The sequence below is a fragment of the Planococcus massiliensis genome (assembly GCF_000821325.1).
In the GTDB taxonomy this organism is placed as follows: Bacteria; Bacillota; Bacilli; order Bacillales_A; family Planococcaceae; genus Planococcus; species Planococcus ruber.
Map to the genome: position 1 here is coordinate 2,299,673 of NZ_CCXS01000001.1, position 22,954 is coordinate 2,322,626.

At 44.7% G+C, this 22,954-nt stretch carries 24 protein-coding genes, 1 other RNA gene and 1 pseudogene; all 26 read right to left on the reverse strand.

All coding sequences use genetic code 11. The features are described from left to right. Window positions 1-9 precede the first annotated feature (9 nt). A pseudogene (locus BN1080_RS11455) lies at window positions 10-261 on the reverse strand (aminoglycoside adenylyltransferase domain-containing protein); the annotation flags it as partial. Window positions 262-276: 15 nt separating this feature from the next. Further along, on the reverse strand, window positions 277-828 hold the full coding sequence (locus BN1080_RS11460; protein WP_052652200.1) for a nucleotidyltransferase domain-containing protein: 552 nt from the start codon (window positions 826-828) through the stop codon (window positions 277-279). 3 nt (window positions 829-831) lie between these two features. Then, window positions 832-1,836 carry an anti-sigma factor gene (locus BN1080_RS11465; RefSeq protein WP_052652201.1) on the reverse strand — a complete coding sequence of 335 codons (1,005 nt, stop codon included), beginning with the start codon at window positions 1,834-1,836 and terminating at the stop codon, window positions 832-834. After that, window positions 1,820-2,350: a sigma-70 family RNA polymerase sigma factor gene (locus tag BN1080_RS11470; protein WP_052652202.1), complete on the reverse strand. Its 531-nt coding sequence runs from the start codon at window positions 2,348-2,350 to the stop codon at window positions 1,820-1,822. The genes BN1080_RS11465 and BN1080_RS11470 overlap by 17 nt, the downstream gene beginning before the upstream one ends. Window positions 2,351-2,442: 92 nt before the next feature. After that, entirely contained in the window at window positions 2,443-2,844 is a 402-nt protein-coding gene (locus BN1080_RS11475; protein WP_052652203.1) for an NUDIX hydrolase, read from the reverse strand. Continuing rightward, window positions 2,845-3,258 (reverse strand): NUDIX hydrolase, encoded by a 414-nt coding sequence (locus BN1080_RS11480; RefSeq protein ID WP_052652204.1) that lies wholly within the window; start codon window positions 3,256-3,258, stop codon window positions 2,845-2,847. Between the two features lie 14 nt (window positions 3,259-3,272). Then, window positions 3,273-3,833 (reverse strand): AAA family ATPase, encoded by a 561-nt coding sequence (locus BN1080_RS11485; protein WP_052652205.1) that lies wholly within the window; start codon window positions 3,831-3,833, stop codon window positions 3,273-3,275. Between the two features lie 18 nt (window positions 3,834-3,851). Continuing rightward, window positions 3,852-4,487 carry a hypothetical protein gene (locus tag BN1080_RS11490; protein WP_052652206.1) on the reverse strand — a complete coding sequence of 212 codons (636 nt, stop codon included), beginning with the start codon at window positions 4,485-4,487 and terminating at the stop codon, window positions 3,852-3,854. Between the two features lie 21 nt (window positions 4,488-4,508). Next, window positions 4,509-5,048 carry an AAA family ATPase gene (locus BN1080_RS11495; RefSeq protein ID WP_052652207.1) on the reverse strand — a complete coding sequence of 180 codons (540 nt, stop codon included), beginning with the start codon at window positions 5,046-5,048 and terminating at the stop codon, window positions 4,509-4,511. A gap of 37 nt (window positions 5,049-5,085) precedes the next feature. After that, entirely contained in the window at window positions 5,086-6,153 is a 1,068-nt protein-coding gene (locus BN1080_RS11500; protein WP_052652208.1) for a hypothetical protein, read from the reverse strand. 21 nt (window positions 6,154-6,174) lie between these two features. Then, window positions 6,175-6,915, reverse strand: coding sequence for a hypothetical protein (locus BN1080_RS11505; RefSeq protein WP_052652209.1), 741 nt, complete (start codon window positions 6,913-6,915; stop codon window positions 6,175-6,177). 44 nt (window positions 6,916-6,959) lie between these two features. Next, complete coding sequence (locus BN1080_RS11510) at window positions 6,960-7,685, reverse strand: metallophosphoesterase family protein (protein ID WP_052652210.1); 726 nt, start codon at window positions 7,683-7,685, stop codon at window positions 6,960-6,962. A 22-nt stretch (window positions 7,686-7,707) separates the two neighbouring features. Further along, window positions 7,708-8,010: a hypothetical protein gene (locus BN1080_RS11515; RefSeq protein WP_052652211.1), complete on the reverse strand. Its 303-nt coding sequence runs from the start codon at window positions 8,008-8,010 to the stop codon at window positions 7,708-7,710. Next, on the reverse strand, window positions 7,997-8,959 hold the full coding sequence (locus BN1080_RS11520) for a DUF2268 domain-containing putative Zn-dependent protease (protein WP_052652212.1): 963 nt from the start codon (window positions 8,957-8,959) through the stop codon (window positions 7,997-7,999). Before BN1080_RS11520 ends, BN1080_RS11515 begins: the two co-directional genes overlap by 14 nt. 36 nt (window positions 8,960-8,995) lie before the next feature. After that, the gene (locus BN1080_RS11525; RefSeq protein WP_052652213.1) at window positions 8,996-9,322 is read right to left on the reverse strand and encodes a hypothetical protein; all 327 of its coding nucleotides are present in this window, start codon (window positions 9,320-9,322) and stop codon (window positions 8,996-8,998) included. 228 nt (window positions 9,323-9,550) lie between these two features. Next, window positions 9,551-11,029, reverse strand: a complete 1,479-nt coding sequence (locus tag BN1080_RS11535) for a UDP-N-acetylmuramoyl-L-alanyl-D-glutamate--2,6-diaminopimelate ligase (protein ID WP_052652215.1) — start codon at window positions 11,027-11,029, stop codon at window positions 9,551-9,553. 144 nt (window positions 11,030-11,173) lie between these two features. Beyond that, entirely contained in the window at window positions 11,174-12,244 is a 1,071-nt protein-coding gene (locus BN1080_RS11540; RefSeq protein WP_052652216.1) for an aldo/keto reductase, read from the reverse strand. Between the two features lie 152 nt (window positions 12,245-12,396). Next, complete coding sequence (locus BN1080_RS11545) at window positions 12,397-14,073, reverse strand: S-layer homology domain-containing protein (RefSeq protein WP_052652217.1); 1,677 nt, start codon at window positions 14,071-14,073, stop codon at window positions 12,397-12,399. A gap of 131 nt (window positions 14,074-14,204) precedes the next feature. Continuing rightward, window positions 14,205-14,651, reverse strand: coding sequence for a hypothetical protein (locus BN1080_RS11550; protein WP_052652218.1), 447 nt, complete (start codon window positions 14,649-14,651; stop codon window positions 14,205-14,207). A 21-nt stretch (window positions 14,652-14,672) separates the two neighbouring features. Beyond that, complete coding sequence (locus BN1080_RS11555; RefSeq protein ID WP_052652219.1) at window positions 14,673-15,551, reverse strand: helix-turn-helix transcriptional regulator; 879 nt, start codon at window positions 15,549-15,551, stop codon at window positions 14,673-14,675. A 250-nt stretch (window positions 15,552-15,801) separates the two neighbouring features. After that, window positions 15,802-16,614, reverse strand: coding sequence for a hypothetical protein (locus tag BN1080_RS11560; protein ID WP_052652220.1), 813 nt, complete (start codon window positions 16,612-16,614; stop codon window positions 15,802-15,804). Continuing rightward, window positions 16,604-17,458, reverse strand: coding sequence for a hypothetical protein (locus BN1080_RS11565; protein WP_052652221.1), 855 nt, complete (start codon window positions 17,456-17,458; stop codon window positions 16,604-16,606). Before BN1080_RS11565 ends, BN1080_RS11560 begins: the two co-directional genes overlap by 11 nt. 1 nt (window position 17,459) lies before the next feature. Beyond that, window positions 17,460-19,373 (reverse strand): glycosyltransferase family protein, encoded by a 1,914-nt coding sequence (locus BN1080_RS11570; protein ID WP_052652222.1) that lies wholly within the window; start codon window positions 19,371-19,373, stop codon window positions 17,460-17,462. Window positions 19,374-19,584: 211 nt separating this feature from the next. Then, window positions 19,585-19,938, reverse strand: a transfer-messenger RNA (tmRNA) gene (gene ssrA, locus BN1080_RS17040). An 86-nt stretch (window positions 19,939-20,024) separates the two neighbouring features. Further along, a complete protein-coding gene (gene smpB / locus BN1080_RS11575; protein ID WP_052652223.1) occupies window positions 20,025-20,492 on the reverse strand; it encodes an SsrA-binding protein SmpB in 468 nt (155 codons plus the stop codon). Between the two features lie 111 nt (window positions 20,493-20,603). Further along, entirely contained in the window at window positions 20,604-22,949 is a 2,346-nt protein-coding gene (gene rnr / locus BN1080_RS11580) for a ribonuclease R (protein WP_052652224.1), read from the reverse strand. Window positions 22,950-22,954: the final 5 nt, after the last annotated feature.

Below are 22,954 nucleotides of genomic sequence, written 5' to 3' on the forward strand. Positions count from 1 at the left end.
AGTGTCTATTTATAAAGAGAGACGCACTTTTTCATCTAAAAGTTCTTCGATTTCTACTTTTAGAAAATCCTTATATTTAGTTAAATCCTTTTCATTAAATTTTTCATTCGCTCCTGCTTGATCATACACCTGGGCGGCTTGGCGGATCAAAGGCCGGAAAGTTTCCGGCAGAACGCGGCTCCCCCATGTGCCTGCTTCTTTCTTTGAAGCAATTTTTTCTTCTTTTAAATACCAATAAACTCGGATCAAGTTCAAAATGCTATATACCGGATTTTCCTAAATATCCTGCAAGCATTCTTCATAATCTCCTATCAGTGAAGCGAGATAATCTTCCTTTGGCACTTCCGGAAAGGCCAGCTCAATTGCCTTTCCCGACAGGCAAATCCCGCAATGGTGTAAAATCGTGATATGTGCAGCCAGATCCGGATCCGTTTTTTTCTCTGAATGAAAATAAAGGCCTTTCGGTTCTGCCAGCTCCTGTTCATACCGAACTCGCCAATATTCACTGAAATGAAATTCATACGGTGTTGGAAACTTCCAAGGTATAAGCTGCTTTTCGGCTAAGATACTAATTTCTATTGGATGCGGATGATTAGAGATTCCCAGTAAATAATGGGCCAATTCCTTTTGGATGTTCTCAGGCAGAGGGTTTCGTACCACAACCATCAAATCGACATCGCTTCTCTCCGGGTTAAATCCACCAAGAGCAAGCGAGCCATGAACGTACGTCCCGGTAATTTCATCTCCTAGAATCGACTCTAATCCGTCTTTCAGCTGCTTTAAATAGTTCTCCATTTCTGAAGATAACTTTTCCAAGTTTTTAGCCATAAGCTATTCCTCACTCCAGTTCCATAATTCGACTTCGCCTAATTGTTCACCCCGAACCCATTCCTCATCCTGCAGCTTCAATAATTCTTTCACAGGTCCAGTCACAACAGCACCATATACGATAAAGCCGTTTTCTTTCAGGTAGTCATAACGAACTTGTAAATTGTTAAGTCCAAGGTAAAACTCAAGATAATCAGTGGATTTATCTGAAATCAGCTTTTCCATATTATCGAGCATCGCAATTTTACTTTCTTCGATTGATGATGCGTCCAGTTCAAACGCCATCGTGCTCGACAAATAATCTTCGGCCATCGTCCGGGCAGGCGGCAGTCCGATACCATCATATACAGTTACTTCTGTCGCACTGCCACCGGAACTTCCCGGACTGAAATCCGTGTATTCTCCGGTATGCAGCTGCATCCAGAGAATGTCCAAATCGTAAGGTTCCAGGCTTTCAATCAATTCTTCGGGCTCCATGAAGCGATCCGTTGAGAATGCCAATTCTCCGACAATCCCTTCATGCAGCATGTCTAAAGTCTTCCATACGTCTGGCTCAGGATTCGCCTCTAGTTTGTCTCCAGTTCTTGGGTCTTCCGGATAAAAGAAAGGGAAAAAGTTAAGCTGATCCTTTCCAGGGGTTTGGTACTCAATATACGAGTTGGTGTCGCTTAAACGCTTGACGGCTTTTGCTTCCCCGATAACCAGGTCTTCTTTCCCCACTTTTTTGACAATCGGGTACGTGACTTCTGTTGTTCCGAAAAAAGAAATTCCATCTGCTTTGTAGTCAAATGTTCCTCTAACATTCGGTGTCTTCCATTCCAAAGCCAGCTTCGTGTTAAAATCATTTTCTTCGGCAAAGTGAAAACGATCCGAAAACACATTCAACAAAATCGTATAAATCCCATACACCAGCATGCACAAGACAAAAATCCGCAAAATCCGGATCGTCAATGTAAAGCGCGATTTTTTCAATATTTTCTTTTCCAATTCTTTATTCCATTCGCTCATCCTGCCACCCTCTCTTTTTTCCGATTGCCTCCAACTTTTTCCGTGCCCGGTACAAATTGACCTTTACTTGGCCTTCCGACAGATCCATCGCTTCCTGGATCTCGGCGTATGTAAATTGTTCAACTTCCCGCAAATACAGAATCGTCCGGTAATGCTCCGGCAAAAAGCTCAACAATTCGTTTAAATCGCCCGCCGATTCTTGTGCTAAAACAGATTCTTCCGGCAATCCGTAAGGGCTGATCATTTCTTCGTTTGAATAAAACAAGTTCAGGAACGGAATCGCTTGTCTGCGTTTCCGTTTCCGCCATTCGTCAATGTAAATATTCCTCGCCACTTTGAACAGCCAGGCGCGTGCTTCTTCCCCCTCATAAGTATGGAGGGAAATTGTCGCGCGAACGAACGTCTCCTGTGTCAGGTCCTCAGCTAAATGAGACGAACCGGACATTTTCCATAAAAAATAATAAAGGGGCTTTGAATAGTTTTCATAAAGAGTTTCCAACTGCTGCTTTTTCATTCGCTCCCCCTTTATCTTTTCTCTATGTAACACGTCTTGCTTTCTATATTGTTACAGTTTTACTAAAAGAAATGTAAAAAAAGAAGAGAAACTTAATTTCCGTTTCTCTTCCTCCCTTTTTGTATGCTATTAGACATGCTCCTCGGTTTCACGTCTAAGTGAACCAGCTCATTCAGCTCCACCCATACTGGCTCATAGGTTCCTCTTTGTGGATCACTAAACTCTTCGCCGCTCCCTGTACCAAATTCCCCTTCCAGAATGATTGCCTGGAAGAAATACTGGGTGCCGTTAAATGCCACTTCGGCCAAGCATTCCTGGATTTCGACTTTTACGCCAAGTTCTTCCCACGCTTCCCGTTTCGCTGCCGCTACCGGAGTTTCTCCGGGTTCGATGCCGCCGCCCGGAAAGACGTAGTAGATTGAATCGGTCCGCGCGCGTTTGATTAATGCGACCCGATTGTTTTGAATGATGACCACTGCACTCCGGTCTCTCATTTAAACTTCTTCCCCTACCGATTTTTGAACAAGCGACACAAGCATCTCCACGTCTTCCGGATAATTATGGACCAATCCGCTGATTTCTTCAGCTGTTTTCCACCCGATTTCTTCCACTTCTGCGTCAGGGTCCTGATACGAAATAAAACCCGCTATCTTTTCACAAAGAAAATAATGGGTCGTGACATCGTAATCTCCAATCTGCGTTCTTTTAACCGGCAACTCCTCATGGATAGCAACTTTATATCCTGTTTCTTCCCAAACTTCACGGATGCAAGCCTGTTCCGGTGTTTCGCTTTCTTCTAAACCGCCTGACGGAATGCTCCACGCATTGGTTTCTTTTGATTTGATCATCAGCATTCGACCTTCTTCCACCACCACCGCAGCGGCGCCTTTCCAGACAGTCAACGGCATGATCGTCCCCTCCTTTACAAAGAAAATTGCCTCTTGATTAAAGTCGCTGTTTCTTTTGCACTCAACGCGGTATTATTGATCCGCAAATAATTCGCTTCTGTGATTTCCCCTTCGACAGAATTCACCCGGTTGTGCTGCATCGTATGGAGCAGATGCTGTTCCGACTGTTCCGTGTTCCGTTTCGTCGGCTTGTGTGCTAGCCGGTGCGCTGTTTTATTGCGGATGAGGCGCTCCTCCGTATCTGCTTCCAACTCCACAAAATAAAGCTCGACGCCATGCGACTTGAAAAGCGTACACATCCACTCCACTTCGTCCCAGTCCTCTTGCTTGTCAAAATACCAGAGCTTCGTGAAAATCATTCCATACGCTTCGCTGCCCGCAAAGCTTTCGAAAATCTGCCGGCGAAACAGCGCGTTGAGCCGCCACATTTCCTCTGTGAATCCGTACAAAGGCTCCAATAAGTCGATGGTCATGTGGTTATGGAAAAGTTTTAAATGAGTAAGTGCCGCGAGCTCTTGGCCGACGGTCATTTTTCCGACAGCTTGCGGACCGAATATGAAAATAAACTTTTTCATCGTCTCGCCTCCATTTTTCTATAAACGTGCAGACCCTTTTAATAGAAGCGTACATTCCTCTATCGCTTTCTCCGCTGCTTCTTCTATGTATAACAGTATCTCATTCCACGAATACACTTCCAATTTCCTTACAAGCTCGTCTTTCGGATAGTTAAAGTCGCTAAGCGCCTCTTCTTTGAATTGGCGCAAGTCTCCCATATCGATCTCGTCTATAGGACTCTCCAAAAGAGTAGCGTCCACTAAATTCTCAAGTAAATCGCTAGCGCCGTATTGTTCAAGCAACCGCCCATTCAACTTCGGGAAATCGCTGTGCCATCTATCCAATAAACTTGGGTCCTGGTCCACCCGTTTCTTCAAGTCGTTCTTGAAATAAATTCGTTTGAGCCAGACATCGTCTGCGATCAAATGAATAAAGTAGCCAAGCCCGAATGCCTCTTCCAAAGCTTGCGGGTGTTTTTCTTTGAAAGCGTGATAGTCCGCAAATCGCGTGCCGTCATCTAAATCTCCTCCAAAGAAATGCGACGCGTCTTTTCGCGCACGTCCAAAAACGGCGTCTGGTGCAATGCCGCCTAATAAAACTTCTGAGGTATCGCTCATTTCTAAACGTTTTGAAACTTTATCTGCAATAATCAAATGCATGATTCTTGAACCCATACGGTTCCGCTCCTTCTTTTATTAGCGAATCTTTAAAATTTCAGAAATGGCTTTATTAAAGTCAAACTCGCTTTGTATGGTAAATAAATAATCAATGTCCTTTTCAGTCTCTGTTATCCCACAATCGTCCTTTTGCTGGGCCAGCACTTCTCTAAAAGATGAAACAGTCCGAAGAATGGCCGTATCTCGCCGGCTGGATTCGATCCGCTCTTTTAAAATTTCATCTGGAATGTCAAAGTTGACAACAACGGTTGTAAAACCATTTTCCCGGTAATACATTAAAAGCGCTGCCCTGCTTTTAGCATTTCGATTCGAATTGCACAAAATGAGATGGCAATCGGTTTGATTTACTACGTAATCGACGATAGTCCGGGTCAAGGCAAATTTGATTTCATTCGGTCCTATTTCAGGAATCAATGCGGGATAATAATTTAGAAGAATTTCTGCATGATTGTCTTGGTCGACAACAATCGAATTGGCCAACCTTTTTTCAAGATACTTCGCAAATGTCGATTTTCCGCTATGTGTTTTGCCGACAGTGATGATGGCTAATCTATTCATGACATAACTCCTGTCCTTCCGGCAATTTTCGAGTGAGCTATATTTGTTGATTGATTGCTGCCAATCGTTCGAGCTCCTTTAAGAATAGCTGCAACCGGCCAGCTATATCTTCCTTCGTGCCAAAACGGATTTCAGCTTCTTTTGACAGCTCTCCTTCCAGTAATTGCAGATGGCTAAAAGCCGATTCAAGTACTTGCAGCACTTGTTCACCTCTGACTTCGCGGACAATTTCTGGAATGCCGTCGCTGTATCCAGTTAAAAAACCTTCAGCGATCGCTTTCATCTTCGCTTCGTGTACGTCAAATCGATGTTTTCTGTATCGCTCGGTGGCGGCAAGCGAAACAAAATAAGTTTCGTATAAGTTCATAAAATTGCCGGCCATTCCCCTTGGATAATAGAGAATTGGATAAGGATCAATCAGGCAGACTTGAGTGCCGTTCATCAATATATTTTCTGGTGAAGCATCCTGGTTGGTGAGAAGCGGGATGGTAAATCTTTGCTGCCTGAGTTCTGCCGCCCAATGGATTGCCTTCTCGACCGCTTCGCTTCGGAATTCCGGGAAATCCCGGCACAAAGTTCCATAATCCGCCAATTGCTCTTCACTTTCTTCTTTCAATCCTTGCTGCGCATCTCCTTCGATACTGCCCCGGAGCCCATCTTCCTTAGACCACGCAAGAAAACCGTAGCCCGATAATCCATGAGGGATTTTCTCCGTCTTTCGGTAGATTTCGCCAATGTTCTGGCCTACTTGAAAAGCAGCTTCATGCTTCAGCTCTGCAAGATCAATGGCGGTTCCAACAAAAGATTCCCGTGTATATGTAAGCTCTTCCGTTACATAAAAGGAATAATGCATAGGCGCTGCCCCCTTTACCGCTTGATTGACAGCTGCGTAGTAAAGCTGGGTTCCACCGTACTCTGCCTTTAAAGCAGCCTCATCAAACGGGACCGGTTGGCCATAAGCTATTTCTTTCGGAATCCGCAGCACCCAGTCGCTTCCATCTTTTCGCACTTTCCAGGCATGATGCCAAGCCCCTTCTCCGAGAAATACCGGTGTTTCCACTTCCGCATGCCTAATGGCTTCTTGTAATTTTAATGGATTGATCATCTTTTAACTTCCTATTCTTTTTTATTCGCCAATTCCGAAGAACGCAGTCAAAGGTATTTTCCACCCGCCTTCATGCCATTGCCGATATTGTTCAAATACCGCCTGAATGTCATTGTTAAAACGGCCTTCTATGAGTTCTTTCACCGCAAGAAAACTCCGCCAATAATCAAACATGATACTGGACAAGCTCCCCAAATAGGAGGCACTTCCAAAATCATCAAGCGAACGCCCGCCGTAGTCTTCCGTGAATACCTTCACCAATTCGCTTTCAATCGCTGTAATTTCATCAAATTCTGCCGGGTTCAATACGAATTTTCGCGGCAAATATTGGCACATGCCTTCTTCAAACCAAATGCTGTCATCGCGTTCACCCTCAAATTCATCCACAAATAAATCGGAATGATGCGTCAGCTCATGCGCTGCGATGGTGAACAGCTGATTTTCCGAGTAGTCCGCATAGAACCGCTCGATATGCGGCAAGTCTTTGCCGTCCAATTGCTTGAGGAAAAGCTGTCGCCATTCTGCAAGATCCGGTGACATATAAATAATGTCTTTATTCGTAAACGCAGGGATCGGCACTTCTGAAAAAACGGTCGTTGCCAGTTCCGCAGAAGTCCAGACAATGGCTTTTGGCAGCTCGGTCAAGGCAAAGTCTTTTTCCAATAGTTTTTGGTAATCCAATAAGCGCCGATTGAAGCTTTCTGTAATGTCTCGATACTTTTCATAGGCTTTCGCCGTTTCGAAACTATAGATTGTTTTCATGTTCATTCCCTTTCAAGGCGCAAGGAGCGGTAATAGAGTTCTTTTTAAAGCAAATGCTGATTGCCGTGAAATACGTTTAAGATAAACTCTCTTTCCGGCACTTTCAGCTTTTCGTATCCAGCTAAAAATTCTTTATTGTCATAAGCTGCTTCCTTCAATTCCACTTCGATCGCTCCGTTAAACGACACGGTCGCATACCGGGCATAAGGCCAATTGCTGCAGCCAAGAGAGCCAGGATTCAAATAGGTTCTCGAGTTAGTCGAGAAATAATGGACCGGATGATGGTGGCCGAAGCATACGAGTTGCGCAGCGGAATCCTTATAAAGCGTTTCGAACTTTTCCCAAGTCGGCGCTTCATCGATTGGCAAATAGTTTTTCGCCGGATCCAAATGATAATGGGTCAGCAGCATAGTTTTGCTGCCATGCTGCACCGCCAGCTCTTTTGGGAGCGCTTTGAGTACCGGGATAAACTTTTTATCCATCCGTTCCAGCAGCCATTCATGATGCACACGCTCGCCGCCCTGGCTTTCACCTTCGCCCCCGTTTAAAAGGGCTAGCAGCTCCTCTTCATGATTTCCTAAAATCATAGTCACGTCATCACGCGAACAGAGCATTTCCAATACTTTGTTTGTTTCATAGCCGATGCCGACCATATCGCCCACGCAATAAATCCGGGAAATTTCTGGATCCTGGTCAATTTCTTTCAGCACCGCCTGAAGCGCTGAATAATTGCCGTGAATATCGGCCAACACCGCAATTTTTTCTGGCATTTAGCCACCTCTTTTCTTCTCTTTAATAATCCTCAATCACTCGATTAATCTGTTCCACAAGCTTCGCTAACTCATCCTCTTTCATAAAGAAGCTGGTTCCTTCCGGCGTCATTCTGCCTCCATGCTTAAACGTTTCAAACGCTTCCTCTTCGCTCATCTCAATTGCTCTGAACCGGTCGCTATTGAACAGCACTTCAGCATTGATGGCTTTTTTTGAAGTGATTTCATAAACGAAGACGATCCGGTGATCTCTTAGAAAATAAATGAATGGGTAGTCTACGTTGAACTCGATACAAACCGCCGCCTTTTCTTTACTGTTCTCCATCCTGGTATCCACTATTCTTCAAAAAAGCTTCTGTCTCCAGAGCAGTCCACTCTGGAATGGACATTTCTTGATGTTCGCTCAAATACGTCTGGACCATGTCGTTTCCAACTTTGTAATGGGCCCATTGCGGAATTTGTTTCACGGGGCTCCCGTTATGGAACTCCATGATTATTTCCGGATCCGCCGATTGGTTAAATGCTTTGAAATTTTCAATTGCATTCGCTTTTTCATATTCCGATGAAAAGCTTGCCCATGGCGGAATCTGATCCGGATAAATCATTTTCGCAAACACATCTGCTTTCCCTTCCATCACCGATCTTTCAGCCACCGTGAATAAAAGATTTTTTTGCTTTTCTTCGTAAACCATATGATGGTATTCATGGGCTACCGTTTGCTTTAGCGAATCTTCATTAAAACGCGGGTCAAGTAAAAGGACCATGTCGCCTTGTTCCCAGACAAATCCTGTTACATAATCCACTTCTTCCATCGATCTCGCAAACTCAGGCAACGCTGGAAAAACATGTATCGTTTTATTTTCACCTGGCAGAAGATCGGCCGATAACACGAGCGCTTCTTTAATGGCTTCTTCATACTGTTCTTTTTGCTCGGTTAACTCCGTCACACTAGCCTCCAATTTTGCTAAATCAAAAGGCACGGCGAATATCCATTCCTCCAAAATGCTATAGCCCAATCCATGATCACGAAGGCTGCCATGAACGATCTTTTTGTAGAGTTCGTCTTTATTATCCGGATCCGCCTCTGCCGCTTTGATAAACTCCTCCATAGCCGGCAAATAATTCACTACCGTAAACTCCTGCTCCTCGTGCTCGAACGAAAAAGTAGGCTTCCCTTCCTGATACGCATCTTTCTTTTTATCTTCCGAACAGCCTATTAAAGAAAATAAAATCAAGATGAGGAGAGCTGCAATTTTAACATTGGTCTTAGCCATACCGAACGCTTCCTTTGCTTAAGAAAAATAGTTAGGTCAATCAATAAAATACGGATAAAACTTCACAACCGTGATGACAAAACTCATCAAGTTGAATAGCAGCAGGCCATAGATCAACGGAGAAATTTTAAAATAGAACGGTACGGCTTGCGGCGTTTCCTGCCTGTTATCGATCCTTGAAAATGCGTGGTAGTGGTTGTTGGTTTGATTGGAGTAAAGCTGCAGAAGCCAAATAGCTCCGAATATCAACAGTCCGCCAAGCAGCATGATATCGATGAAATGCCAATCAAAAAATAGAGATATTGCCCAGAGCACTGCTGTTTCAACTGCAGCAGTAGTGATAATAATGACTAAAATTTTCATGTCTGCACCTCGGCTTTAGCAGTAAATGGGAAAACAACTCCCAAAGTTTCAAAAAGATGTTAAATATTTCATTTCTCTAATTTTAGCAATAATTCTTTTAATTCGACAGCTAAATTTGGAAAAAATGTGAAATGGTTAAATGCGTTTCTGCTCCAATCAAAAAAGCATCGAATCCATGCTCTTTTCCAGAACTGAATCGATGCTTCTTGCATTCTTTTTGGATTTAATTTATGCGTTCTTTTTTGCTGCATGAAGAGCGAGCTGCGCCAAAACAATTTCTTTCTCGTCATAAGGCAAATAGCGATCGCCAACGAGCAAGGTTGTTTCATGCCCTTTGTCCGTCAACAAGACAAGATCGTCTTTCTCGGCCATGTCAATGGCATGCCGGACCGCTTCTGCCCTTTCTGCGATCAACGTGTAGCGGCGGTGAAGCATCCCTTTTTCATAAGCTTTGAGAATTTCACTGCTTGGCTCTTGCCCCGGATTGTTGGTCGTGATGATGACATAATCGGCCACGGACGCTTTTTCCGCCATGATCGGCCGTTTGAGCTGATCGCGGTAATTCCCCCCGGCAATGAGGATAATCAGTCTGCCTTTTTTAAATGGCAACAGACTGTCGATCGCTTTTTTTATGGCATCCGGTGTATGCGCATAATCGATGTAGACAGTTGGCCCATCTGAAGATGTCAATTTCTCCATACGCCCTTCCACCGGATAGACTTCCGGCAAATGTGCAAGGATCGCTTCGATTTCCAATCCGTATGCATACAAAGCAGCAATGGCTGCGAGCACATTATACACATTGAATTTCCCGATAAAAGCCGTTTTCACAGCAAAGACCCCTTCGGGCGAATGAAGCTGAAATTCCGTCCCTTGTTCCGTGTACCGAATTCCGCTCGCCTGAAAATCGGCCTCTTCCGATAGCCCGTAGCTGATGGTTTCAAAAGGCGTCATTTGCGAAAATCGCGCAGACCAGGAATCATCCTGATTCAAGACGGCGAATTTGGCTTTCCCCACGTCTTGCCCCAGCTGCAAAAATAAAAGCCCTTTCGCATGTCCGTAGCTTTCCATCGACTTATGGAAATCCAAGTGGTCGTGGCTCAGGTTGGTGAAGACCGCGATATCCATATCAACTCCCCACATCCTTCCGTTCACGAGTCCTTGGGAAGAGGTTTCAAAAATCATCGCAGAACAACCGCTTTCGGCCGCTCTTTTCAACATTTTCAAGTTGGTCAGGACATCGCTCGTGGTGTTCCGCGTTGAGCGCCAGTCATCTGCTGAACGGAACCCGAGCGTTCCGGCTACCGCTGATTGTTGCCCGGCTTTCTCCAACAATTCATGGATCAGATGCGAAACCGTCGTTTTGCCGTTCGTTCCGGTCACGCCAATGGTGGAAAGTCTGGCTGCAGGGTAGCCATGAAGATGATGAGCGAAACGCGCGAGCACTTTAGCCGAATCTTTTACCCGGACCACACAAACATTGTCCGGCACCTGGCTGATTTCATTTTCTGCAATGATCAATGAAGCGCCCCGGTTCACCGCATCCAAGGCAAATTCATGGCCATCAACGGTATAGCCTGCAATGCAGACAAATATATCTCCTGGTTGGACAAGCCGGGAATCCATTTGAATTCCTTCTATATTATGAGGCACAACGCCTTCGACCGTTTTCATTTTGATGAGATTCAATAATTCTTCTGTTTTCAATTGCCTCTTCCTCTCCGCCTCATAGGAAACTCCAAAAATCCTACTCCCTGTTTCACCAGTCTACTGCATGAGTAAAATTCTGGCTAATCAAAAGAAAAAACCGCACCCAACACCTGAATACAGGTTTTGAATGCGGTACTTCTTTTATTCGTCGATTCCCATCGATTTCCGGTAGCCGTTCAAGTACGGAATTTCAGAAGGGCTGCCCATGTCTGGTGCGCTCATGGCGCGGTGCCAAAGCGGATAAATCGGCACCGGACGTGCCACGGCCTCGATTTTATCCTGCTCTTCTTCCGTCAATTGAATGTCAAACGAAGCGATATTCTCTTTCAATTGTTCTTCGTTTCGCGCAGCAATGACAATCGGCCCGACATTTGGACGGTCGCGGACCCATGCATAGGCGATTTGCGGGACCGAGGCGTTGTGGTTCGCCGCCACTTCCTCCAAGGCATCAATGACCTGATAAAGACGTTCCTGGTCCTGCACCCACGGCTCCGGCCATCCGGCACCTTGCCGGGTGTTTTCTGGCGCTGTTTTGTTGCGCCCGATCTTCCCGTTCAGCAAGCCTTCACCAAGCGGGCTCCAGATCATGGAACTGACCCCAAGCTCTTTCCCAGCCGGCAGCAGTTCATACTCCGCTTCCCGCGCTTCCGGCGTGTAGTAGATTTGCTGGGTAATCGGCGGAATAAACCCATTTTGCTCCGCAATGGTCACCGTTCGTGCAAGTGCCCAGCCGCTGTAATTCGAAACGCCCCAATGGCGGATCTTGCCGGACTTCACTAATTGCGTCATCGTTTCCACCGTTTCTTCGACCGGCGTCTGCCCGTCCCATAAATGGACGAAATACAGGTCAAGGTAATCTGTTCCGAGCCGCTCCAAGGTTTGATCGATTGAAGATAAGATATTATTGCGGGAAGCTCCGCGCACATTCGGATTGTCGCTCAGCGGAAATCCGGTTTTCGACGTGAGCAATACTTGGTCGCGGCGTCCTTTGATTGCCGCTCCCAGCACGCGCTCAGCGTCGCCTTTTGAATAGAGATTTGCGGTATCAAACATATTGATGCCGGCCTCCAGCGACATGTCGACCATGCGCCGGGCCAAATCTTCTTTGACATCCCCTGCTGCTTCAAAGCCGTTCGTTCCGCTGAACGGGACCGTCCCCAGTATGTATTTTGGAACCCGCATTCCTGATTTTCCTAGATAGATATATTCCATAAGCTCCTCCTAGTGGGTAAATTTTGTGATTGAATTCGACAATAGTAGATTACCCTCCCATTTCCCCTTTAAACGAGACGCATTAAATCTTCAAAAAAAGCCGCTTTCTTGAGTGATTAGACTCAAGAAAGCGGCTACCATTTTTCATTCAGTTAAGGCATTTCATCCAGCATCGAACTTGGGAATTCAAACAGTTTCGCAGCATCTCCGCGATCGTCCCATACTTCGGCATTCGTCCACTTCAAGCTTTTTGGCGGCTGATGGACAGCGTTCGGCCCAGAAGTGATATCAACGCTCTGGCCCGAGCGGAGAATAAAACCATCCGGGAATTTAAAGGTTTCGTTGCCTTTCACACTGACCAAAGTGAATCCGGTCATGTCGGCATTCACCCGGTCGTAGTTCGTCAGCGTGACCACTTCCGCTTTCAAATCTTTCTTCACAATGCGAATATCCGGAACGAGCTGGCCATAGCCAAATAAGTAGCGGTTCACATTCATCCGCATGAATTCATCGGTGATCACGTAGATGACATTGCCTTGATTATGCGTATCGTAAATATCCGACCCGCTTGCCCGAAGGTCATTCACGACGCTGTCGTCTGGCTTCCCGGAATAGGACAGGATCGCCATTCGCGCTTTTACTTCATCAATCAGCGGATAAGTGTAATAGGTTTCTTCTCCGTGATGCGGCACTTGCAACACGTCCGCTTTCAAGTCGTATTTATCGACCAAGTGCTGCTGGACTTCCGGCGTCGCATCTCCAGCTAAGAGAAAATCCCATAAATCGCTCGTCATTTTCAAGACCATTCCGCCGTCATCCGCAGTTTCCGCTTTCGGGTCTGCATGGAGGACTTGAATCGCAACTGAAGCATCCAGTGACAGGTTGTCACCGGTTTTTGCGGTTTTTACAGCGACGTTATTTTGTTGAATCGCATTTTCGTAATCTTTGAAAACAACCGGATCTATCGGCAATCCGCTTTCATAAACTTTTTGGACGCCATAGTTCTCAATTACCCACGCGGCTCCGCCCATATGTTCAGGATCCGGATGTGTCAAAATCAGCGCATCGATTGGACGCGCACCGATTTCTTTTAAAGCACGGCTGATCTGTTCCGCATTGGGGCCGGCATCAATGAGGACCGCCCGCCCGTCTGCGTACTCTACATATGTCGCATCGCCTTGCCCGACATCGAGGAACGCCACTTCCACTTCATCAGGACCAACACCGAATTCGTTTAAATTCATCGCCCGTGCAGTGAATGCCGCAAACTGTTCCCGCGTCAGCGTTTCAGCCGGGCGGAACATGCTTTGCTCATAGCCCGCTGCAACGCCCCATGCGGATAGCTTCTGAATTGCATGGTAAGCTTTCATCCCTTTTTGGACATCAAAGAAATATTCCGGTTCGCCTTCATAGTCCCAATCAAACGCACGGGAAATGAAAATCGCCATTTCCGCCCGCGTCACCGTTTTAGCCGGTTTGAACGTGCCGTCCGGATAGCCGCTGATGATGCCTTCTTTTACAAGCTTTTCAATATAGCCGCTCGAAACGATAGAAGCGTCTACATCTTTAAATGGTGTATTTTGCTTCTCGGCAGAATAGCCAAGCGCTTTGCCAAGCATGATCGCCGCCTGCCCGCGCGTCACCCCCGCTTTCGGCTGAAATTTTCCATCCGTAAAACCGGTAATGACTCCTTCATCCGAAAGATACTGGATTTCTTTATGGAAGCGATTGGTGTCGCTCACATCGGGAAATCCGGCTGCTGAAGATGGAGATGCGGAAAAACTTGAAACGAACAATGTGGCTGCTAAAGCTAACCCTAATTTCTTCAATCGAAAGCCCCCTTTTATAGCTAAGAATAACATAATATTCCATAAGAATTCTCATTATTTTTTAGAAAGAAACCCAACTTCCACTATATAAATACCCCAGTTCCATTGAACTGGGGTATTCTGTATAAACTTCAATTGAGTAGCGAATCGGCTTCGTCTTTTTTTCCATAGTCAATCGGCAATGCAGCTGATGTAAGGATGAGGATGTAAAATGGATATACGAAAAGTCCCGCTATTATCATAAGACCCGAAGCAGGATTTGGCATATCGCCTCCATAGCTTATGGGGAAAAGCGTAGCAAACCCGTAAAGGTACAGAACAAAATAAGGCAGCCACAAAATAACGGTCCAGTAGTTTGAATTCTTCCTTCCCAACCACTTCTGGATGAGCTTATAGAATAGTAGCGTACCCAACGTCATTTCAAGAAGCAAGATGATTCCAGTCAAGCTATTTACCGTCCCGATTTCCATGTTCCCAACCCGGCTGATTCTGTAAACATTCAACATTAATTCAACGGGGATAGCGATCATAAGTGCATATAGCATGCTTACTGCATTCAGCTTCCAAAATTGCTTCATCTGATCCCCCTCATTTCCCCTTCATTCGCTAAAGTCTAAATTAACCGGCTGCGCTGGCAACTGTGCTTCCGAAAGCATATTGGTCGTCGGCACGTTCTGCCCCACTTCTTCAAAGCGGAAACCGTCCGCCCACACTTTGCCGCCGCCAATCAGCAAAACGCCGAAATGGATGGATGCGCTGTCTTCCGGGACCTCGAGCACAATCGAGTAATGATTCCAATCGGTGGTGCCTTGAATCGACCGATTGTCCATATTATCGAACTGGACCGTATCCCCCGAAGCGTTATCGATTCGAAGCCAAGCTCCACATTTATCTGCCTGTTCCGTTTTCAAAAAACAGGAAAGCTTAATCCGTTTGCCAATAAATTCACGCGTCTGAAACCCTTGCATCATCGTTGCAAATTGCTGCTCATTTACGACTTCTTTGGCGTATAATAAGCCGGATTTCATTCCCGTATGGCACACCGCTGAATCCGTCATCAATTCATACAACTCTGGATTCGATCCGCTCAAACTCCACCCTTTTACGTGTTCACTTGTCGCCATCATTTCTTCCTCCTCCATCATTCTGACAGCTCGCATCAGTTTTCGGTATTTGCCAGGCGGCACAGCATACGCATCTTTGAATGCCCGTGTAAAGGCTTCCTGCGACTGAAAATGAAGCTGAAAAGCAATCGCGATAATCGATTCATCGCTGTACAAAAGAAGCATCGAAGCCATCGCTAACCGGCGCATCCGGATGTATTCGCCAATCGTCCTGCCGGTCTCTTCTTTGAACACCCGCAGCAAATGGTATTTCGAATACCCGACGGCTCGCGGAAACGAATCGAGCGGAAGTTCTTCCTGCAGCCGGCATTCAATATACGAAATCGTCCTTTGCGTCACTTCACTGTACTGCATCCTGTTCACCTCAAAATGATCATACCGAAAATGGAGAATGGATTTTTGATGGATATTGCTAAAGTGCGTTTTGTAATTTAAAAATCTCTTTGATTATTAGACTGAAAGAATTGAAATAGGTTCCTGTAAAAGGAGGAACTGTAAAAGCACTAGAGAATTTAAAGGGAATAAATTTATATAATAAAAAAGCCGGACTCCTACTGGAGAACGACTTAAAACAAAAGTAGAAAAAATACATTTTTCTGTTCACTTATCGATATATATTTGCAAACCTCTTCAACAAACTGGGTTTGCTTGGAGGAACTTCTTCCTCTTTTTTATCTCCTGTGACGTCGTAATAGTTTCCAAGTGCTTTTAAAAATTCCACTTCCAGTTCTTTAACATCCAGCAATGGAGACATCAATACGGGATAAGCTTTATTCAACTCAAAAATTACACGTCTTCCGTATCGTTCATCTTTTCCTAAATCTGGCCGATCCGTGATTTTAGCTTTTAAGATTTCGCTCAGTCCTAAATTATGGATGACCGTCAATACCTTAATTAAAAACTCACCGTTTCTGAAGATGGAATACTTAATGAGGTAGTTAAAGATATCGAGGTTCTCTATGATCAACTCGTAATATTGCTCCTTCGAAAAAGCTTGTTCTTTTGAATCTTCCACATACTCGACCGCCAGAATACATTTATAAATATAGTTTTCCCAGTCAAATACTTTAATTACGATATTGCAAAACTCGCGATAATTATCCAAAGCTTGGGGATAATTTTCTAATATATACGCACGCTTTTTTGTAATTAATAAGGAGTGCCAAAAACGCTCGTCAAAATGAATATCGCGATCTAGCTTCACATAATGATTAGCAATCACTTGAAAAGCTGCCAAAAAGTCAGCTTTTCGTTTTTCTTCTGATCCTTTTCCCATATAAAAAGGAAAATCAGGTGCCTCTCCGGTTTCAACAATCTCCTCTGAAAAAAACGAATCATCATTTACTTCGCCGTTTTTAAATGCCAGGTAGAGTTGCTCATCGCCTTTGTATCCTTCTTTTAAAAGTCTAATCTTCATGGATTGTTAGCTCCTTTATAGCTTTCACATATTTCTCGACGATTTGGTGAGATATGCGGCCTATAACTTCATCAATATTTTCGTTATCAAGTGATTCTATTCCCTTGCTCACCATCAGGTTATAGAGTTTGAAATCTAATAAATCCTCAGGTTGAGGGATTTGAAGCAACTCTACTAAATCGTCATCTTCATCTGCATAGCTTTGAACGAACCGCTCTAGAGCCATTCGCAATCCTGTGTATAAATAAGGATTGATAAAAGCACTTCCTTTGGACATTGAGTGGAATTGCGTCTCCTCATCTCGGAAGTGGAGGATAATGCATTCAGAACCTAATTCAAATTTGATAGCTGATTTTAGGCTTGGATCTAGTCGTTTCTCAAAGATATCCAACGGATTTTTCATGCCTCCTTCAAAAATGACGATGTTTGAGAAGCCCAGCATAGAAAATTTAGGGACATCGATAGAACTCTTAAAATTGTTATAGAAGCTATTCAGCTCTTGATTTTCCCCAAAGTTAACTGCTGATTTTGCAACAATATGAAGTTGAATTGATGTGCGGCTCGATAAAGACATGCGGTTTTTCGCAATTTCTACCTGTAAATGATTCGTCTCTAAAGTGAAAAACTTCGTATCCTTCGACTGAATGACCAATACATACTGTGCCATCCCCCGCAAAAGCAAGCTTTTAATAAATGGAGACGAAAGCTGTTCTTCCACCTTAAAACGATAAATCTCGCTGTCTTCTTCAAAGCTTATCTTGATTGTAAAATCACTTTCTTCATAAGCGAAAGAATTCGAAGAAAGTATTGGATAAGGGAAATTAGCATCTTTTTTATAAATCATATTACACCTCTACGTAATACATAAATTTTAATGAGCGGTTAAAAGCAGGTTTTAATGCTAATTGTAAGCTGACAATACCATCTTTGATTGAAACATTTTTAATTGAATCTGGGCTGATTTCGCAATCATTGCCACTATTTGTATCTATTACGGTCGAATAATTTTCCAGCATATTGAACTCGTTCAAATACTCTTTTCCCATTCCATCGATAATATTAAATTTGATCTGACAGCTTTGAGCTTTAGCCACCTCGGGATTGCTAGCAAGATTCAATTGTATAACTTCCTGGTTCTGCATCAATAACCGCTCAACACGAGCTGGATTAATTTTATATTCGTCCTTTTGATCTTCAGCTGCATTTTCATTTACGCCTTTTTCCCGCATTTTGCCCTTTTTTCGGACCCCTGTATCAGTCGAATCTACCTTAGCAGTCTTTTCTCTCTTTTTACGTTTGATCTTTGCTTGAGTAGCATCTGTATTTTCGCCAGTTTCATTTGTTACAAGACTTTTGCCGTTTTTTATTTTCGTGGCCGCAAACGCTTGCGATAAATTATCCTTGAAATCAAGTTCCATTGTGTACAAGAGATCTCCTGTATTGATTTTTCCGTCTACAGGATTGGACTTTCGAATCTCTTCTTCAATAACTTTAACGACTTCCTTATTCAAATTACCGATGAATTTCCGGGCCTGCTTCACTAAGTGAGGGTCCTTAATGTCATCGCTTGAAATCTTTGTGTGTGATTCATTTTCCAACGATTTTAAATAGCTATCCTCTTCAATGCCTCCTATTAACACCGCATTAAAAGGCTTGGTCGAATTGTTTTTCACAGCGAAGTCCTCAATTTTCATCCCGATGGTTCGAATGATTGCCATTCGCCCCTTTGGAATTCGCTCATCGTAATTGAAGTACAGATTAAATTTATAGATCTTGGTTTGGTTTCCTACTTCAATTGTGCGTGGCTGCATATTTTTATAAGTATTGACATATAAAGGCGTGAAAACTTTTTTCATCATCTCGATTTCCTGAGTATAGTATTGAGGATCCGAGACAATCGCATCAATTGTCTTGCTGTCGATGATCAAATCGTTCACATGGACAATAAGTTTTTCCTCAATGATTGAAACGAAGAAGCTATCACAAATAGCACGGATTATTTCATCTTTTTTATAAAAATTCTCTCTGAGGAAAGGAATGACAATTTTTAAACCACGTGTCTTCTTCTCGAAAATCTGATGAAAATGATTTTCAAACGGCATGAATTTTTCATCAATTAATTTTGCAAAATAACCTGTAGAACGATAATAGTTGTTCCCTAATTTATGCTCAATAAGCTGTATGGTTCCACCTAAATGCTGTTCACCCTCAGCATCACAATTTGCAAAGTACATCATATGAATGTCGGATGCGGCATTCGATGCGATTTTCCCTACACCATGTGAACCGCCGCGCGAAGCTTCGAAATTTTCATCCTTCTCTTCAAAATGTACACCCTTGTTATAAGCATATATTCCCCATGTATGATCTTTCGAATTAGTTTGACCATATTTGGCACCTGATAATCCCTTTGTGTTGCTATCTTCAAAAGAAATATAACGAACTTTATCTTCCAACATCGAAGCTTTCATATGGCTAATTGTTTCTTTTGTATAACCATTTCGGCCTTCTAAACTATTGATACGCTGAACAATAGATTCTATCCCTGGAATCGATTGCCTCTTAACAGTCCCCAATTCAATTTTTACCACAACCGGCTGATCGGCTTCCTTTAATCGGCCATCCAAGGAATTCTGGATGTTCTCACGAGTCAGACCTGCGACACCTAAACTATAGAAACGTTCTAATATTTTATTGAAATTAGACTCTTCAATATTGGGAATTCTGGAAAATTGCCAGTGATTATTTATATCTTTCATCCTATGCACCTCATTCTTAATGTAACTATAGTTTAAAGAGCAAAGACGAATAGATCAATAAAATAATTCATTTATCACAATATTAGCCAGTTATCTTCTATAAAAAAATCAGGTTTATAAAATGACTTAACATTATAAACTCTGTCTCTTTACATAACAAAAAACGCCAAAACCTCCGAAAAGGTTTTGGCGTTCTTCTTTGTTTATCTCACTATGGAGACGGCGGGAGTCGAACCCGCGTCCAGAAACTCCGCTACTTGAGCGTCTACGCGTGTAGCTTATCCATTTAGGTTTCGCGCAGTACTATGCCGATAAGCAGGCGTCGTATGCGCTAACTTGAAAATCTCTTGCCGACAGCTCAAGTTGCACTGCCGACCGTATCCCACTAAAGTTGAGCTCTACACAGCCACATGGGTGATGGATGCTAAGAGCAGATCCGAGCTTACGCTGCGAATGCTAGGTTTTGGTTTGTTTTGCCAGTTACTATAGTTACGTTGGTGACGGAGCCGATCCTCCGACGCGCGACCCAAGCCCAGATCATCCCTGTCGAATCCGTAACGTCCCCTCATATAAAAGGGAACACGGAAGATGTTAGCTTCGGTGTTATAAATTAATTATAGGGCAATAGGGACTAAATATCAAGAAAAGCGATCAGTAGCGGCCGCGGTCCTTGATGGCCCGGTCGATTTCGCGCTTCGCATCTTTTTTCTTCAGATCCTGGCGCTTATCGTAGTTCTTCTTCCCTTTACCGATGCCGAGGAGCACTTTCGCGTACCCATCTTTTAAATACATCTTCAATGGAATGATCGCAGCTCCTTGCACTTTTGAGACGCCGATCAATTCGTTGATCTGCTTTTTGTGCAAAAGCAGTTTCCGGACGCGGGTCGGATCGTGGTTGAAGATATTGCCTTGCTCGTACGGGGCAATATGCATATTCGAAATCCACGCTTCGCCGTTCCGGATCCGGACGAATGCATCGACCAATTGGACTTTGCCGTTTCGTGCCGATTTGATTTCTGTTCCTTGCAATACGATGCCCGCTTCGATCGTTTCTTCGATGAAATAATCAAAGCCGGCTTTTTTGTTTTGGGCAATGACTTTGCCTTCACCTTTTGCCATGCTGTTCACCTCAACTGGATTCAGAAAAGCGCGAGCGCCCCATCTACTCTGGGACGCCGATGTTTACACCTTGAACGCGCAACTCTATACTGTCTATTCTATTAAACCGGTTTATTTTTTCTTTTTGTTCTTCTTGTTTCTTGCTACGCCTTCATAGAACTTTTTCTTTTTGTTTTTCGGTTTGCGTGTCGGTCCGCCGCCTTCGCCTGATCTTCCGTCGCGGCCTGGCTTGCCGCCGCGGCCCGGTTTCCCAGCGCCTTCTTTTTTCGTCGCACGGATGACTTTTGGTGCGTCTTTCCGCGTGCGGCGCTTCACTTCCGGCATGCCGACAATTTCAAAGTCGATCGCGGATTCTTCCGGCTTCACGCCGATGACTTTGATGCGAATTTCGTCGCCGATGCGGAACTGGCGATTGCTGCGTTCGCCGATCATCATCATCTGGCGGTCGTCGAAGCGGTAATAATCGTCGGTCATGTGTGAGACGTGCACGAGCCCTTCAATCGTGTTCGGCAATTCGATAAATAATCCGAAATTCGTAACCGAACTAATAATGCCGTCAAACTCTTCCCCGATTTTATCTGCCATGTATTGCGATTTCTTCAACGCATCGGTATCGCGTTCTGCTTCTACCGCCCGGCGCTCACGCTCGGACGTATGCTCCGCGATTTCATCCATATTCGCTTCCCAATGCATGATTGTCGCTTTTGACAAGTCTTTATTGATCAAATACGTCCGGATCAAGCGGTGCACGATCAAATCCGGATAACGGCGGATCGGCGAGGTGAAATGCGTATAGAATTCAGTCGACAAACCGAAATGCCCAAGGCTCTCCGAAGAGTATTTCGCCTGCTGCATCGAACGAAGCATCATCGTCGAAACGACCGGCTCTTCCGGTGTGCCTTCGATCGATTCAATGATTTCCTGCAAGGCCTTCGGATGGATCTGGTTCCCCGTCCCTTTCACGACAATCCCGAAATTCGTCACGAATTCAAAGAAGCGCTGCAGTTTCTCAGGCTTCGGATCTTCGTGGATCCGGTAAATCGCTGGGACCTCCATGCGATGGAAATGCTCTGCGACCGTTTCGTTCGCAGCTAACATGAATTCTTCGATCAAGCGTTCAGCCACCGTACGTTCGCGGACCACGACATCCACCGGGTAGCCGTCTTCATCCACCAGCACTTTCGATTCCTTGAAATCGAAATCGATGGCCCCGCGGCGCATGCGGCGGTCGCGCAGAATCGCAGCAAGTTCCTTCATGAGCTCGAACATCGGCACAAGTTCAGCGTATTTTTCTTTTAGTTCTTTATTGTCCTGCTCCAAAATTTCGTATACGTCCGTATACGTCATCCGGGCAGAAGTGTTGATGACACTTTGGAAAATGTCATGCGACAGCACTTCCCCTTTATCGTTGAAAATCATTTCACACGATAGTGTCAGGCGATCCACCTGCGGATTCAACGAACAAATCCCATTCGACAAGCGATGCGGAATCATCGGAATCACGCGGTCCGTCAAATAAATGCTCGTTGCGCGGTCATATGCTTCCCGGTCGATCGGCGAATCTTCCGTTACGTAATGGCTGACATCGGCAATGTGGACGCCGAGTTTATACGTGCCGTCTTCCAGCTTCACGACTTGAACCGCATCATCCAAGTCTTTTGCATCGGCGCCGTCAATCGTCACGATCTGCTCATTCCGCAAGTCGCGGCGATCGTTCAAATCAGCGGGATCGATTTCTTCCGGTACGCTGTTTGCCATTTCCAGCACATCTGCCGGAAATTCTGTTTCAATGCCGTATTTATGGATGATCGATAAAATGTCGACACCCGGATCGTTTTTATGGCCAAGAATTTGCGTGACCATGCCGGTCGCAGATTTTCTGCCTTCCGGCCAGCCTGTGATTTCCACAACGACCTTATGGCCATCTACAGCGCCTAACGTGTCTTCTTTGGCGATAAAGATGTCCATGTTCATTTTCTTATCATCGGATATCACGAAGCCGAAGCCGCGATTGTCCTGGAACGTGCCGACCACTTTTGTCGTTCCGCGTTCAAGGATACGGATAATCGCTCCTTCACGGCGGTCGCCGGACGAATTCTCAGAAATTCGGATCAATACCGTATCTCCGTTAATCGCACCGTTTACTTCCGTCGGCGGAATAAACACATCATCCATGCCCGCTTCTTCAGGCGCCACAAAACCGAAGCCTCGTGGATGGCCGATGAATTTTCCGCGCATCAAGTTCATGCGCTCCGGTACGCCGTAGCGGTTCACGCGTGAACGGACGAGCAGCCCTTTTTCTTCCAGCTTCACTAAAGTTTTCACCAATTCTTTAAATTCATCGGCATCTTCAAAGCCGAATTGCTCTTCTATTTCTTGTACAGTCAAAGGCTTATACGCATCTTCGCGCATAAACGACAATAACCTTTGGTCCAGAGACGCTTCATTTTTTCCCATCTACA